The organism is Pandoraea thiooxydans, assembly GCF_001931675.1.
Lineage (GTDB): Bacteria > Pseudomonadota > Gammaproteobacteria > Burkholderiales > Burkholderiaceae > Pandoraea > Pandoraea thiooxydans.
Genome location: NZ_CP014839.1, coordinates 1,810,252 through 1,823,274, shown reverse-complemented (window position 1 = coordinate 1,823,274; position 13,023 = coordinate 1,810,252). Strand labels below are relative to the sequence as shown.

Genomic DNA, 13,023 nt, shown 5'->3' with positions numbered 1-13,023 from the left:
CGCCAGGCAGCCGCTATGCTTACCCTGTCTGGCGCAGCGCTCGACCACCCTACGGGAGCCAACATGAAACGATCCATGAAGCGAATTTTCCTTGGCGCAGGCACGCTGCTCGCCGTGCTGATAGGCGTCTGGTTCTTCATTCCCGCCCATGCCGCCCTCAAACCCGGCGACAAAGCGCCGGAATTTACTGCCCAGGCGTCACTCGGCGGCAAGGTCTTCACTTTCTCGCTCGCCGACGCTCTCAAACGCGGGCCGGTCGTGCTCTACTTTTATCCGGCGGCATTCACCAAGGGGTGCACCATCGAGGCGCACGACTTCGCCGAGGCCATCGAGCGGTACCATGCACTGGGCGCCACGGTCATCGGTGTATCGCACGATGACATAGCGACGCTCAAGCGTTTTTCCGTCAGCGAATGCCGCAGCAAGTTTCCGGTGGCCGCAGACACCGATGGACAGATCATGAAGTCCTATCATGCGGTGTTGCCGATGCAGACGAAATACGCCAATCGCGTGTCATACGTCATCACCCCTGACGATAGGGTGCTGTATGAATACAGCAGTCTGAATCCCGACCAGCACGTTGCCAACACCCTCACGGCGCTGCAGAAGTGGCACGCCACGCAAAAAGCCGGCGGCGCCCAATGAAGCAAGCACCTCGCGAACCTGCCGACAACCAGCGGGATGACGGTAGCATCACGATTGCCACTGCTTCAGAAAACCCCGCACCTGTGCGCTAAAGGCTTCATAGGCTGCGGGCCACTGCGCGGTTGAAGCTTGCTGCGCAAGCGTCTCGAAGGCATGGCAGCGATCTGCCAGCGTACGCTCGCCCAACGCGGCGAACGCACCCTTCATGCGGTGCAGCCTGGTGAGCAGCGCGCAGCGATCGCCCTGCGACAAGGCCGCCTCGAGTGCACGCAGATCAGCTTGCATGGTATCGCCCGGCCGTCACCGTCCAGCAGGCGCTCCACCTTGCTCGGGGACCCCGCCCAAGGCCGGGCCGGCGCCAGCCATTTGTTCAAAACCCGACGCAGTTGCTCAAGCGACACCGGCTTGACGATCACCTCGTCGATGCCGTTGGCCCGGCAGCAATCTAGCACTCTGGTCGGGTTCGATCGGCGGCACAACAGCCACGAGATGCCCTCGAGGGTCGAAAAAATAGCCGCCGGCTGGCTCGCCGTTGATCTCCCGCACGAGCACGGGGCCGGGCGAAACGTGCTCCGCCAAAGCTTGATAGCGACGGCACCGCGCGGCGGACAGTGGCGCGTGCGCCTGCTGCCGAGGCCGGCTGCGCCATAGCAACTGGTACTGCAAGATGCCGTCGATGCCCGTATCCGCTTCCATAGGTTCCTGCACCTGAGGACCGCACGGTTGCGACGAATCGAGCGCCACGTGGCTGGTCTGGCGCCACCAAAGTTCGGCGCCATGAACGCTGTGCAATAGCCGGGCCTCCGCATACCGGAGTTCATTGATCAGCGCTTGTCGTTCGCTCACGAACAAATCCTGTTGATCATTGACGCAGCTGTCGAGGCGCGCCAGCACGGTGATACTGGCCGCGATGCAAATCGCCGTGGAAATCAGGGCACCACCGCCGAACAGCAGCCAGCGCTGAGATAAGGGCAGGCGAGCCAGTTCGCGCTCGCCGCGCGAGCGAGCACCGCAAGCGCGCCATAAGGCGATCAATCGCAGACATTTCATGAAAAGTGATGGAGCGGAGCCCCGGTTCCGGGCGCAAGCCTATCGTGGCAAAAATAGGAGGGTTCTATAGGTACCGAGCGCAGCGAATGGGAAATGTCCCAAAAAACTTCGAGCAAGCGGATTTGGCTGCCGACCGGGCCGTCGGCGAGGTGTTTCGACCGTAGCCAAAGATGGAGATATTTACGTGGCAGCGAGCTGGTTGGGCCCCGAGGGCGCCGCTCATTCGGTCACTCGAATATGGAATGACGCGCTATCGGCATCGTCCACCAAATTTTCATCGAGCACGGCAATCTCGCAGGCATCCACGTGAGCGCCGCAGGGCCCCACCTGCATCCACTCCCGCATCGCCTGGAGCTGTGTTTCATTGCCGAGCACCAGTGCTTGCACCGAGCCGTCACGTCGATTTCTGACCCACCCACGCAACCCGAGCCGCTGCGCCTGAACGACGCACGCCGCGCGATAACCGACGCCCTGAACCTGCCCACGCACTATGATTTGCCACGCAGTCATCACTGCCTCTTATGGTGATTTCGTGCATGCACCCTTGTCCGGACGCAGCACACGCGCTCGCCGTCGATCTTGGTCAGGTCACGAAGACGGCCTGCCGAACGCATAAAATAACCATTTATTTTCAAATGCATAAAAAGCATTTGAAGAAAATACATGAGAAGTGACGCATGCACTGCATCGCGCGCGCCACGCCGCCACGCACGCACGGCGGATCAATGCACGTCATGCATGCCCTCACTGCCATGTGGCTCGCCGGGGTCGTCCAGGGTTGCCCGCACACGCGGCAGATATGTCGGGTAATGCTGCCGCACGAACGACATGAGTCCTTCGCGAACCTTGCAGCGTAGATCCCAGTTACGCCCCGAATCCGCAGCGGTGACCAGCGCGCGCAGCTGCATCGAACGTTCGTTGCTGTCTGTGACCTGCAGCAGGCTCAGGCGCCCGTCCCATTCCGGCGCACCCTGGCACAGACGGTTCAACTCGGCGCGCAGCGGTTCGAGCGGCATGCCATAGTCGACCCACAAGTACACCGTGCCAATGATTTGCGAGGTGGTGCGTGTCCAGTTCTGGAACGGATTTTCGATAAACCACTGCAGCGGCACGATCAGCCGGCGTTCGTCCCATAAGCATACGACCACGTAGGTGCCGGTGATTTCCTCGACGCGCCCCCACTCGCCTTGAACAATGAGCACGTCGTCGATTCGAATCGGCTGGGTCAGTGCGATCTGAAGGCCGGCAATCAGGTTGCCGAGCACAGGCCGCGCGGCGATGCCGGCCACCAGACCGGCAACCCCGGCCGAGGCCAGCAGACTGGTGCCGATCTGGCGTACGCCGGGAAAGGTCATCAGTGCGGCCGACACGCCGATCAAGACGATCAAAAAATTGGCGCATCGGCTGAGCACGTGGGTCTGCGTTTGCACCCGGCGCGCGTCCAGATTGTTGTCGACATTGGCTGGATGCAGCTCGATGAGCGCCGCACTGACCGCATGCGAGGCTCGAATTGCCAGCCATGTCAGCATGGCAATCAAGCCCAGACCGGTCAGATGGCGTAAAGTACGTATACCGGGCAGCGCATCATCGACCGCGCTCCAGACAATTTGCAACGCAATCAGCAGGAGTGCGTAGCGACTGGCCTGGTAAGTAAAGCTGACCAGCAAACGGCCGATCACGCGTGAACGCGTAACACGCCGCAATGCCGCCGCACCGGCGCGATGTACCGCCAGCACGAGCAGCGTCACCGCCAACGCGACAGCGATAACGTAGAACCAAGGAGGTAGCCCAAAACCGAAAAGTGTTGTCTGAGTCATCGTCACCCAATGGCAGGCGGATTTGCCGTTCAACATAGCACATCGCCGGCATTTTTCTGAGGAGACCCCTTCGTCATGCGAGAATCGAGCGCCTCCAAGGCGCAACTCGATGTCAGCATCGAGCCCCCCATCGACATCGCCCGTACCGCTTTCTTTCTTGATCTGGACGGTACGCTCGCGCCCATTGCGGCCACCCCGGATAGCGTGCGTGTTCCAAAGTCCCTGCGTACCACGCTGTCCCAGCTACAGCAGCGTACCGACGGTGCCCTCGCCGTCATCTCCGGTCGCCCGATCTCACAGATCGATCAATTGCTGGCGCCGCTGGAACTCGCTGCAGCCGGCTTGCACGGCGCCGAGTGGCGTGATGCCCTCGGGCAGATCGAACAACTGGCCATTGACCCGCAACGCGTCGCGGCGATGGCCTCGACGCTGGTCAGCGTTGCCGCCGCCGACCCCGGCCTATTGCTCGAACGCAAGGCACTGGCACTGGCGCTGCACTTTCGCAACGCGCCGGCGCAGGAGTTTGCCGTGCGCCAGGCCATGACTGCGCTGGCTGCGCGCAACAGCGATGCCTTTGTGCTGCAGGCCGGGAAAATGGTGTTCGAAATCAAGCCCAAGGGCGCCAGCAAAGGGGCTGCACTGCGGCAGCTGATGCAGCAGGAGCCGTTCGCGGGGCGCCGTCCGCTGTTTGCCGGCGACGACCTCACCGACGAAAGCGCGTTTGAAGCCGTCAATACGCTGGGCGGCATCTCGATCAAAATTGGCCCCGGCCCGACGCTCGCTCGCGCCCGCCTGCCATCGCCGGCAGCTCTGGCTGCCTGGCTCGCACAGTTGCTCTGAAGCTGCTCCCGCCGCACGCGCCCTTATGGCGGCGTGCTTTCGTCGTGTTTGACCAAACGCAGTTCGCAGGAGATAAACAGCATGAGTCGACTTGTCATTGTTTCGAACCGCGTTGCCGCGATTACCGAGGGCAAGCCGCTGGCCGGCGGTCTGGCCGTGGGAGTCTACGACGCGCTCAAGGAAAAAGGCGGCATCTGGTTCGGCTGGAGCGGCGACATCGTCGACGCCTTGCCCGCCGCGCCCGACTCCCGCCAGGAGGGGAAAGTCACTTTCTGCACGGTCGGCCTGACGCGGCGCGACTACGACCAATACTACCGAGGCTTCTCCAACGCGACGCTGTGGCCCACTTTTCACTACCGAGACGATCTCAGCCGCTTCGAGCGCAAGGAGTACGCCGGCTATCGCCGTGTCAACGCATGGCTGGCGGAAACACTGAAGCCGCTGCTGCAACCGGACGACCTGATCTGGGTGCACGACTATCACCTGCTGCCGTTCGGCGAAGCCTGCCGCGCGGCGGGCCTGCGAAACCGCATCGGCTTCTTCCTGCACATCCCGTTCCCGTCGGCGCAAGTGTTGATGACGGTCCCCCCGCATCAGGAGCTCGTCAAGGCGATGTGCGCATACGACCTGGTTGGCTTCCAGACCGAACCCGACCGCACGGCCTTTACTGATTACCTCGTGCGCAACGCGGGCGGCCAGATCGATGCCGATGGCCTCGTGCACGCCCATGGGCAAACGCTGCGCACCGGCGTGTACCCAATCGGCATCTATCCCGACGAAATTCTCGCGCAGGCCGAAATGCAAGCGAATCGGCGCCACATCCTCAACCTCAAGCAAGGACTGCAAAACCGCAAGCTGATCATGAGCGTCGATCGACTCGACTATTCAAAAGGCATGCTCGAGCGGTTCCGTGCGTTTGAGAGGCTGTTGGAAATGGCGCCCAACCACCAGGGGCACGTCAGCTTCATTCAGGTGGCACCGCCGTCTCGCTCCGACGTGCAGAACTACCAGACGATCCGCCGCCAGCTTGAAACCGAGGCCGGCCATATCAACGGACGGTTCTCCGATTTGGCGTGGACGCCGCTGCGCTATATCAACAAGCGCTACGAGCGGCATGTGCTGATGTCGTTGTTTCGGGCATCCCAGGTTGGTTTTGTCACGCCCTTGCGCGACGGCATGAATCTGGTCGCCAAGGAGTACGTCGCGGCCCAGCCACCCGAGGACCCCGGCGTGCTGGTGCTTTCCTGCTTTGCCGGCGCGGCCCAGGAGTTGCAGGGCGCGCTGATCGTCAACCCATACGACATCGACGGCATGGCCGAAGCCCTCAATCAGGCGCTCGCGATGCCTCGCGAAGCCCGTCAGGAGCGCTACCAGAACATGATGCGCAGCCTGCGCGAAAACAACCTCTCGCAATGGCGGGATCGGTTTCTGCATGATCTGCGTGCGGATGCGGCGCGCACGCCGTATCTGCTGAGCGCGGCCACCACCCTGCCCTGACCCGCCGCGCGCGCGGGCCGAGTTGGCACGCCTCCGCCCATGCGGACGAGGTATCCGGCTTGCCGCGCCTATTTGCCGCCAGCACTCGCCTTGCGCCTCTCGAGCACCGCCTGCTCCTGTTGTTTCAGCGCCTTGGCCAGATCGTCGTAATGGAATTGATGGGCAAAATCGGCGGCGGTCATGCCCAGTTGATTCTTCACGGTCGGGTCGGCCCCCTGGTCCAGCAACAGCTGAATCGTGCTCACGTGATCGCTGCGCGCCGCCATCATCAGCGGCGTCGTCCCGTTGGGCGAGGCGGCGTCGATATATGCCGAATGATCGAGCAGCAGCTTGACGATATCGTCATGACCGTTGGCCGCGGCATAGTGCAGCGGCGCCCAGCCATGTTTGTTGACCTCGGCGCCCTTGGCGATCATCAATTTCACCAGCGGCGTCAGGCCCTGCAGACAGGCAATCATCAAGGCATTTTCGTGCGCGCGGTTGAGTTGTTCCAGATCCGTTTTGGGATCGTCGATCAGCAGTTTGGCCACCTTGACTGATTTTTCCTGCAAGGCGATATACAGCAGCGGGTTGCCGATACCGTCGACGGTGTTTGGATCGGTCCCCTGCGCCAGCGCGCTCTGCACCGTTTGCACGTCGTCGAATTTCACCGCTTTGATCAGTTCGTCGTGGGTGACGGCCGACGTCGTCGCACAGGAGGTCAGCAGACCAACAATGAAGAGCGCCCGGAAGTATTTTGAAAACATAGGATGAAATCTTATAATTTGGTTTAAATAAATAAAATAATTATTTGAAAAATAACAATTTACTTTGCCTTCCCGAATAGCCGAAAGAAGTTTTCGCTGGTCGCGCGAGCAATCTCCTCGACCGGCACACCGCGCAGTTCGGCAATGAATTCGGCGACATGGCGGACATAGCCGGGCTGATTCATTTTGCCGCGAAACGGCACCGGCGCGAGGTATGGCGAATCGGTTTCGATCAGCATGCGCTCGAGCGGCACGCGACGCGCCACATCCTGTAGTTCACGCGCATTCTTGAAGGTCACGATGCCGGAGAAGGAAATATTGAAGTTGAGCGCCAATGCCGCTTCGGCCACCGCCCAGGTCTCGGTAAAACAATGCATCACGCCGCCACAGGCATCGGCCTGCTCTTCGCGCATCAGGCGCAGCGTGTCGTCGGCCGCCGCGCGGGTATGGATGATCAGCGGCAGGCCGGCGCGGCGCGCAGCGCGAATGTGAGTGCGAAACCGCTCGCGCTGCCACTCCATGCTCTCAACGGTGCGTCCTTCGAGGCGGTAGTAGTCGAGTCCGGTCTCGCCGATGGCAACGACCTTCGGCTCGTGCGCCAGCCGCAGCAAGTCGTCGACGCTTGGTTCGGGTGTGTCTTCATAATCGGGATGCACGCCGACCGACGCGAAAATATGCGGCTGCTGCCGCGCCATCGCCAATACGTCGGGCAATGTCGGCAAATCGACCGATACGCACAACGCCCGGGTCACCTGGTTCGACTCCATGGTGGCAAGCAGCTCCGGCAGGCGCTGGGCCAGTTCGGGAAAATTGATGTGACAGTGAGAATCGATAAACATAATGTGATTATGGCCGCCGGGCGGCGGGTAAGTTCTTTCGCACACGCAAAACGCTCAAGACGCGGACGCGTCCAGGCGCTTGCCCAGGATAATCAGATCCCGTTCGACGCCGTCCAATTCCGCGACCCGCGGCAGGTCGCCCCAGCGGGCAAAACCGAACGCTTCGAATAATCCGAGGCTCGGCGCGTTGTGACCGAAGATAAAACCGAGCAGTGTGGCGACCCCCAACGCCGGAGCGCGCTCAATGGCCTGGCCGAGCAGGTATCGGCCCAACCCTTGGCCACGCGCGGCCGGTGCCAGATAAATACTGACCTCTGCGGTTTTTCGATAGGCGGGCCGGCCATAAAAGTCCGACAGGCTCAGCCAGCCGAGCATTTCCTCGCCACGCTGCGCGACCCACAACGGCCGATGCGCCGGCGAGTGCGCGTGAAACCAGGCCATCCGGCTTTCGACCGTAACCGGGTCCAGATCGGCAGTCACCTGGCGCGAAGCCACGGTACTGTTATAAATCTCCACGATGGCCGGCAAGTCGGTCAAAGCGGCGTCGCGGAGCACGATGGTCGGTGAAACGGTGTTGGACATGGCGGTCGCTTTCAGGCGAGGTCGAACAGATTGCGATACTGCAGGAAGAGCGACTCCAGCAGTACCCGGGTATTGAGAGGATGATTCTGCACCGCGCGCTGAGCGCCGATCTCGCGCAGGAAGCCGAGCAGGCGCACGTCATCGGTGTGTCGGCCGCACGCCGCAAGCTCTTTGGCGCGCGCCGGATAGAAGCGCGGACGCTGCGTCATGCGCGCGGCGAGCAGATCGAAGCACCAGCGCTGCAAGGTGTCCAGCACGCCGGGCAGGTTGCCCTTGTGCAATTGCTCCGCGCAGCCCAACGCATCGCATGCCGGCCCCGCCGCCAGTTGCGTCAGCAGCCAGTCCCGCCAGGCGCGCTCGTCCTGCTGGGCCAGGATCAGCGCCTGCAGCGGCGCGCCGCCCGCCTCGGCCAGCAACTCGGCGCTGGCGGCTGCATCCAGGCCGCCCTCTGCCGCCAGCCAAGCCCCCGCCGCGGCCGGGTCCGGACGTGTCAGGACAATGCGCTGGCAGCGGCTCAAAATGGTCGGCAACAGGCGGTCGATCTGCGTAGTGACAAGAATGAACACGACATCGGCCGGCGGCTCCTCGAGCGTCTTGAGCAACGCGTTGGCGGCATGGGGGTTAAGCGCTTCGGCCGGATACAGCAATACGACCCGCCGCCCTTGCCGGTGACTGCCCAGATTCGCGAAATCGAGCAATTCGCGGATCTGCTCGATGCGGATTTCCTTGCTCGGCGTCTTGGTCTTTTTGTCGCCGTTGCCTTCCGGCTCCGCGCCGGGTGGCGCATCGGCCAGAGCCTCCGGGCACACCGATCGAAAATCGGGGTGATTGCCGTGCGCCAGCCACTGACATGCCGGGCAAACACCGCACGGCTGCCGATCGGCCTGCGGCTGTTCGCAAAGCAGCGCCCGCGCCAGATGCCGGGCGAAGGCGATCTCTCCGGTCCCCGGCGCCGCCTGCAGCAACAGCGCATGCGGCAGTTGGGCGAACCGTTCGGCGAGGTTCTGCCAGTCGAGCACTTGCCAGGGCAGCATCTACAATATTCCTATATTTGAAATCATACGTTTATTAAGATTTTTTCAAGTATTACTTGAATATTTTCGCGTGGCTGATCGGCATCGATTACGGCAAAACGCTGCGGCGCCTGTGCCGCCCGCCGCAAATATTCCGCCCGTGTGCGGGCAAAGAAGGCAACCGGCTCCCGCTCGAACTTATCGGGCGCGCGCGCGCCGGCCAGCCGGGCCGCGGCCACCTCGGGCGCCAGATCGAACAGTACGGTCAAGTCCGGCTGCAGTCCCTCCTGCACCCACTGCTCCAGCACGGCCAGCTTATCGATCGAAAGCCCCCGGCCGCCGCCCTGGTAGGCAAACGTGGCGTCGGTGAAGCGATCCGAGATCACCCAATCGCCGCGGTCGAGCGCCGGCGATATGACACGCGCCAAATGTTCGCGCCGTGCCGCAAACATCAGCAGCGCCTCGGTTTCGAGGTGCATCGGCTCTTCCAGCAACAACGTGCGCAAGCGTTCGCCCAACGGCGTGCCGCCCGGCTCTCGGGTACAGACGACCTGCCGGCCCTGGCTGGCCAGCCGCGCGGCGAGCTGTTCGGCGAACCAATTCAGATGCGTACTCTTGCCAGCACCATCGATTCCCTCGAAAGTAATGAATTTACCGCGCGCGCCCGGCGAGTTCGATGATGTCACGGTTGTTGACCCCTCACATATTTGTCGACCGCCCGGTTATGGTCCTGCAGGTCGTCGGAAAAAATGCTCGTGCCGTCGCCGCGGGCGACGAAATACAGCGCGCCGGACTTGGCCGGATTGAGCGCGGCGGCCAGCGATGCGGCCCCTGGCAACGAGATCGGTGTCGGCGGCAGGCCAGGCCGGGTATAGGTGTTGTATGGGGTATCGGCCAGCAAATCGCGCTTGCGCAGACGCCCGGTGTACTGATCGCCCAGCCCATAAATGACCGACGGGTCGGTTTGCAGCAGCATATGCTTGCGCAGGCGATTGACGAACACCGCCGACACCAGCGCCCGCTCGGCCGCCTTGCCGGTTTCCTTTTCGATCAGCGAGGCCATGATCAGGGCCTGATACGGCGTATCGTATGGCAGGCCGGGCGCGCGCGTGGCCCAGGCATCGGCCAGGCGGCGCTCCATCAGGCGGTAGGCCCGCTGGAAGACGTCGATGTCACTGGTGCCCTTCGGAAACAAATACGTGTCGGGAAAAAACATACCCTCCGGCGCCTGCCCCGGATGGCCGATCTTGTCCATCAATTCGGCATCGGACAACCCCGCCGTGTCGTGCCGCAGCGCCGGGTTCGAGTCGATCTCGGCACGCATGCGCTTGAAGGTCCAGCCATCGATGATGGTCACCGCATACTGATTGACGTCGCCGCGGGTGAGCTTGCTCAGCACGCCCAGCGGGGTGACGCCGGTCTGGAATTCATAATTGCCCGATTTCAGCTTGGTGCTGGCGCGCTTTAAGCGAGCCAGCACGTCGAACAACGTCACGTTGACCGGCACGCCCCCCTCGTTCAGTTGGGCAACGACACTACGCAACGGGCTGTAAGGTTTGATGGTGACGTCGAGCGTGGGCTGCGCCAGGCGCACGGGTGTCATGGCCCAGTAATAAAAAGCGCCTCCGGTGGCCAACGCGGCCACGATCAGCAACAGCAAAATACGTTTGTAGACAGACATTCAGTAAGCGGAATCGGTGGCCGGAAGGCTCGCCATGCCCAAGAGACAGCAATCGGCGACGAGCGCGGCGGCCAAAAACATGCGGATTGCGAGCCAGGATCGCGCCGGAGCATCGGAATCGTTCCCGGTAGCCCTCGGGCGAGGAAAATTCAGACCCCATATAATACTTTGACTTCCCCATGCTAGGCAGATTGATACACCATGCACGCTCATTGGCAGGATGTTTTACCCCCGTTTTCCTTCGCGCCGCGCACGGCGCAGTTCGATGCCGCCATGCGCGGTGGATTTGTTTGCGCGCTCGATGACACCGGTCTTATCGAAGTCAGCGGCGCCGATGCCGCCAGCTTTTTGCACAATCAACTGACCAACGACATCGAAAATCTGCCGGCCGTTTGCGCGCGCCGCGCCGGTTATTGTTCGCCCAAGGGCCGCCTGCTGGCGACCTTCCTGGCGTGGCGCCGGAACGAGTCGATCTTCCTGGCGGTGGCCGCCGACGTGCAGGCCGCCGTGCAAAAGCGTCTGAGCATGTTCGTGCTGCGCGCCAAGGCGAAACTCAGCGATGCCACCCCTGATCACGTCGTGCTGGCGCTCGGCGGCGCCGGCGCCGGCGCCGCGCTCGGCCGCTACTTCGACACGCTGCCGGCCGATGCGCTGGCGATCGCGCAAAATGCGCACGGCACGCTGATCCGCCTGCCCGATGCCGCCGGCCAGACGCGTTACCAATGGATCGTACCCGTAGCCGAAGCAAGCGCAGCCTGGGCGGCGCTTGGCCAGCAACTGCAGCCGGTCGAGACGGCGGTGGCACGCTGGCTCGACGTAAGCACCGGAGTGCCATGGGTTGGCGCGGCCACGCAGGAGCAGTTCGTGCCGCAAATGATCAACTGGGAGGTCGTCGACGGCGTCAATTTCCGCAAGGGCTGCTATCCAGGCCAGGAAATTGTCGCGCGCAGCCAATACCGCGGCACCATCAAGCGACGCCTGTATCTGGCCCATACCGAGACCGAGGCGGCGCCCGCCATGGAGCTCTTTCAGGACGGCGACCAGCCTTGCGGCATGGTCGTCAATGCCGCGCCGGCGCCAGGCGGCGGCTCGGACTGCCTGGTCGAACTGCAGTTGGCCGCACGCGCGAACGATGCCCCGGTCCACCTTGGCACCATCGCCGGCGCCGTGCTGCATTTCCGCGAGCTGCCCTACGCGTTGCCGGACCCGCTGGCACCGGACGCCTGAGCATGGCCGCCATGCACTGCTACGTGTACTACCGGGTCGCCGGCGCCCAGGCGAGCGCGGCGCGCGCGCTGGTCGACGCGCTGTTCCAGCGCATGGCTGCGGGCTCGAGCGCCACGCCGCGCCTGCAGATCCGCTGCGATCCCGTGACTGGCGAGCACGATGGCGCAACCAGCGACGCCACCTGGATGGAGCTCTACCCGGACGTATCTCCGGGCTTCGTCGAACAACTCGAGCAGCAGGCCGCACAACTCGGACTGACGCAATTGCTCGAGGGCGGACGTCACGTCGAATGCTTTTGCGACGCGCCGCCATGTGCCTGATCGTCTTCTCCTGGCGCCCCGAACATACCACCCGCCTGGTGCTGCTGGCCAATCGCGATGAATTCTACGAACGCCCCACCGAGGCCATGGGCTGGTGGCAAACGCAACCCGATCTGCTGGCCGGACGCGATTTGCGCGGCGGCGGGACCTGGCTCGGCGTGACACGCCAGGGCCGCTTTGCCGCGCTCACCAATTTCCGCGACGGCCGCGCGCCAAAACCGCCGGCCGACGCCCCGTCGCGTGGCGTACTGGTGACGGGCTTTCTGGATGCGCGGCAGCAGCCGATGTCCTACTTGCGCGAAATCGAGCACCAGGGCGCCGCCTACGCCGGGTTCAATCTGCTGGCCGCAGACTTCGCTGCCGGCGAGCTGGCCTGGTACGGCAACCGCGCGGCTCATGGCCCGGTTCCCGTCGAGCCCGGCATGCACGCGTTATCCAATGCGCTGCTCGATACCCCATGGCCCAAAACCGAGCATCGCAGGCAAGCCTTGCATGAGGCGCTGCAGAATGAGGCCAGCGACGACGAATTGCTGGCGCTGATGCGTGACAGCGCGCGGGCCGATCCGGCGCTGCTGCCCGACACCGGCGTGGCCGCCGCCTGGGAGCGGATGCTCTCGGCGGCATTTATCGCCGAGCCGACCTATGGCACACGCTGCACGACCTTGCTCAAAGTCATGGCGGACGGCGAAGTTCGCGTCACTGAAGTGGTCTACGATGGCGGCGATTCGGCGCGGCGCGACTTTGATTTTCGTATCTCGTGAGCTGG

General features: G+C 63.0%; 16 protein-coding genes. 6 read left to right on the top strand and 10 right to left on the bottom strand.

Features of this window, described 5'->3' with window-relative positions; translation table 11 throughout:
- The first annotated feature begins 75 nt into the window (after positions 1-75).
- Positions 76-645, top strand: a complete 570-nt coding sequence (locus PATSB16_RS08410) for a peroxiredoxin (RefSeq protein ID WP_047213743.1) — start codon at positions 76-78, stop codon at positions 643-645.
- 48 nt (positions 646-693) lie between these two features.
- On the opposite strand, the gene PATSB16_RS08405 is transcribed toward PATSB16_RS08410, so the two are convergent.
- From PATSB16_RS08405 to PATSB16_RS08390, 4 genes are all read right to left on the bottom strand, one after another.
- Positions 694-930 carry an Hpt domain-containing protein gene (locus PATSB16_RS08405; RefSeq protein ID WP_047213742.1) on the bottom strand — a complete coding sequence of 79 codons (237 nt, stop codon included), beginning with the start codon at positions 928-930 and terminating at the stop codon, positions 694-696.
- A gap of 105 nt (positions 931-1,035) precedes the next feature.
- The gene (locus PATSB16_RS08400; protein WP_062551263.1) at positions 1,036-1,695 is read right to left on the bottom strand and encodes a hypothetical protein; all 660 of its coding nucleotides are present in this window, start codon (positions 1,693-1,695) and stop codon (positions 1,036-1,038) included.
- 219 nt (positions 1,696-1,914) lie between these two features.
- The gene (locus PATSB16_RS08395; RefSeq protein ID WP_047213740.1) at positions 1,915-2,205 is read right to left on the bottom strand and encodes an acylphosphatase; all 291 of its coding nucleotides are present in this window, start codon (positions 2,203-2,205) and stop codon (positions 1,915-1,917) included.
- A 212-nt stretch (positions 2,206-2,417) separates the two neighbouring features.
- Entirely contained in the window at positions 2,418-3,512 is a 1,095-nt protein-coding gene (locus PATSB16_RS08390) for a mechanosensitive ion channel family protein (protein WP_047216394.1), read from the bottom strand.
- A 75-nt stretch (positions 3,513-3,587) separates the two neighbouring features.
- Here PATSB16_RS08390 and otsB point away from each other — a divergent pair, with 75 nt between their 5' ends.
- Positions 3,588-4,352 carry a trehalose-phosphatase gene (otsB, locus tag PATSB16_RS08385; protein ID WP_047213739.1) on the top strand — a complete coding sequence of 255 codons (765 nt, stop codon included), beginning with the start codon at positions 3,588-3,590 and terminating at the stop codon, positions 4,350-4,352.
- Positions 4,353-4,433: 81 nt separating this feature from the next.
- On the top strand, positions 4,434-5,849 hold the full coding sequence (otsA, locus tag PATSB16_RS08380) for an alpha,alpha-trehalose-phosphate synthase (UDP-forming) (RefSeq protein WP_047213738.1): 1,416 nt from the start codon (positions 4,434-4,436) through the stop codon (positions 5,847-5,849).
- A 68-nt stretch (positions 5,850-5,917) separates the two neighbouring features.
- On the opposite strand, the gene PATSB16_RS08375 is transcribed toward otsA, so the two are convergent.
- From PATSB16_RS08375 to mltG, 6 genes are read right to left on the bottom strand one after another with little or no spacing between them, the layout of a single operon-like run.
- Positions 5,918-6,595 (bottom strand): ankyrin repeat domain-containing protein, encoded by a 678-nt coding sequence (locus tag PATSB16_RS08375; RefSeq protein WP_047213737.1) that lies wholly within the window; start codon positions 6,593-6,595, stop codon positions 5,918-5,920.
- A gap of 59 nt (positions 6,596-6,654) precedes the next feature.
- Positions 6,655-7,434 carry a TatD family hydrolase gene (locus PATSB16_RS08370; RefSeq protein WP_047213736.1) on the bottom strand — a complete coding sequence of 260 codons (780 nt, stop codon included), beginning with the start codon at positions 7,432-7,434 and terminating at the stop codon, positions 6,655-6,657.
- A 54-nt stretch (positions 7,435-7,488) separates the two neighbouring features.
- Positions 7,489-8,016 carry a GNAT family N-acetyltransferase gene (locus PATSB16_RS08365; protein ID WP_047213734.1) on the bottom strand — a complete coding sequence of 176 codons (528 nt, stop codon included), beginning with the start codon at positions 8,014-8,016 and terminating at the stop codon, positions 7,489-7,491.
- An 11-nt stretch (positions 8,017-8,027) separates the two neighbouring features.
- Positions 8,028-9,050 carry a DNA polymerase III subunit delta' gene (holB, locus tag PATSB16_RS08360; RefSeq protein WP_047213733.1) on the bottom strand — a complete coding sequence of 341 codons (1,023 nt, stop codon included), beginning with the start codon at positions 9,048-9,050 and terminating at the stop codon, positions 8,028-8,030.
- Positions 9,051-9,073: 23 nt separating this feature from the next.
- Positions 9,074-9,715, bottom strand: a complete 642-nt coding sequence (tmk, locus tag PATSB16_RS08355; RefSeq protein WP_047213731.1) for a dTMP kinase — start codon at positions 9,713-9,715, stop codon at positions 9,074-9,076.
- On the bottom strand, positions 9,712-10,710 hold the full coding sequence (gene mltG / locus PATSB16_RS08350; RefSeq protein ID WP_047213729.1) for an endolytic transglycosylase MltG: 999 nt from the start codon (positions 10,708-10,710) through the stop codon (positions 9,712-9,714). The genes tmk and mltG overlap by 4 nt, the downstream gene beginning before the upstream one ends.
- Before the next feature lie 201 nt (positions 10,711-10,911).
- Between mltG and ygfZ the strand changes: the two genes are divergently transcribed.
- Genes ygfZ through PATSB16_RS08335 form a run of 3 tightly spaced genes read left to right on the top strand, consistent with a single transcriptional unit; the run spans position 10,912 to position 13,018 of the window.
- Positions 10,912-11,937 (top strand): CAF17-like 4Fe-4S cluster assembly/insertion protein YgfZ, encoded by a 1,026-nt coding sequence (ygfZ, locus tag PATSB16_RS08345; RefSeq protein ID WP_047213728.1) that lies wholly within the window; start codon positions 10,912-10,914, stop codon positions 11,935-11,937.
- Between the two features lie 2 nt (positions 11,938-11,939).
- The gene (locus tag PATSB16_RS08340; protein WP_052892626.1) at positions 11,940-12,257 is read left to right on the top strand and encodes a DUF4936 family protein; all 318 of its coding nucleotides are present in this window, start codon (positions 11,940-11,942) and stop codon (positions 12,255-12,257) included.
- Entirely contained in the window at positions 12,248-13,018 is a 771-nt protein-coding gene (locus tag PATSB16_RS08335; protein ID WP_047213727.1) for an NRDE family protein, read from the top strand. Before PATSB16_RS08340 ends, PATSB16_RS08335 begins: the two co-directional genes overlap by 10 nt.
- Positions 13,019-13,023 lie beyond the last annotated feature (5 nt).

Excerpts from the sequence above, each read along its gene's own strand:
- PATSB16_RS08365 (WP_047213734.1), bottom strand. The coding sequence starts at position 8,016 with ATGTCCAACACCGTTTCACCGACCATCGTGCTCCGCGACGCCGCTTTG.
- ygfZ (WP_047213728.1), top strand. The coding sequence starts at position 10,912 with ATGCACGCTCATTGGCAGGATGTTTTACCCCCGTTTTCCTTCGCGCCG.
- PATSB16_RS08370 (WP_047213736.1), bottom strand. The coding sequence starts at position 7,434 with ATGTTTATCGATTCTCACTGTCACATCAATTTTCCCGAACTGGCCCAG.
- otsA (WP_047213738.1), top strand. The coding sequence starts at position 4,434 with ATGAGTCGACTTGTCATTGTTTCGAACCGCGTTGCCGCGATTACCGAG.
- otsB (WP_047213739.1), top strand. The coding sequence starts at position 3,588 with ATGCGAGAATCGAGCGCCTCCAAGGCGCAACTCGATGTCAGCATCGAG.
- PATSB16_RS08390 (WP_047216394.1), bottom strand. The coding sequence starts at position 3,512 with ATGACTCAGACAACACTTTTCGGTTTTGGGCTACCTCCTTGGTTCTAC.
- PATSB16_RS08335 (WP_047213727.1), top strand. The coding sequence starts at position 12,248 with ATGTGCCTGATCGTCTTCTCCTGGCGCCCCGAACATACCACCCGCCTG.
- mltG (WP_047213729.1), bottom strand. The coding sequence starts at position 10,710 with ATGTCTGTCTACAAACGTATTTTGCTGTTGCTGATCGTGGCCGCGTTG.
- PATSB16_RS08375 (WP_047213737.1), bottom strand. The coding sequence starts at position 6,595 with ATGTTTTCAAAATACTTCCGGGCGCTCTTCATTGTTGGTCTGCTGACC.
- PATSB16_RS08410 (WP_047213743.1), top strand. The coding sequence starts at position 76 with ATGAAGCGAATTTTCCTTGGCGCAGGCACGCTGCTCGCCGTGCTGATA.
- PATSB16_RS08405 (WP_047213742.1), bottom strand. The coding sequence starts at position 930 with ATGCAAGCTGATCTGCGTGCACTCGAGGCGGCCTTGTCGCAGGGCGAT.
- PATSB16_RS08395 (WP_047213740.1), bottom strand. The coding sequence starts at position 2,205 with ATGACTGCGTGGCAAATCATAGTGCGTGGGCAGGTTCAGGGCGTCGGT.
- PATSB16_RS08400 (WP_062551263.1), bottom strand. The coding sequence starts at position 1,695 with ATGAAATGTCTGCGATTGATCGCCTTATGGCGCGCTTGCGGTGCTCGC.
- holB (WP_047213733.1), bottom strand. The coding sequence starts at position 9,050 with ATGCTGCCCTGGCAAGTGCTCGACTGGCAGAACCTCGCCGAACGGTTC.
- PATSB16_RS08340 (WP_052892626.1), top strand. The coding sequence starts at position 11,940 with ATGGCCGCCATGCACTGCTACGTGTACTACCGGGTCGCCGGCGCCCAG.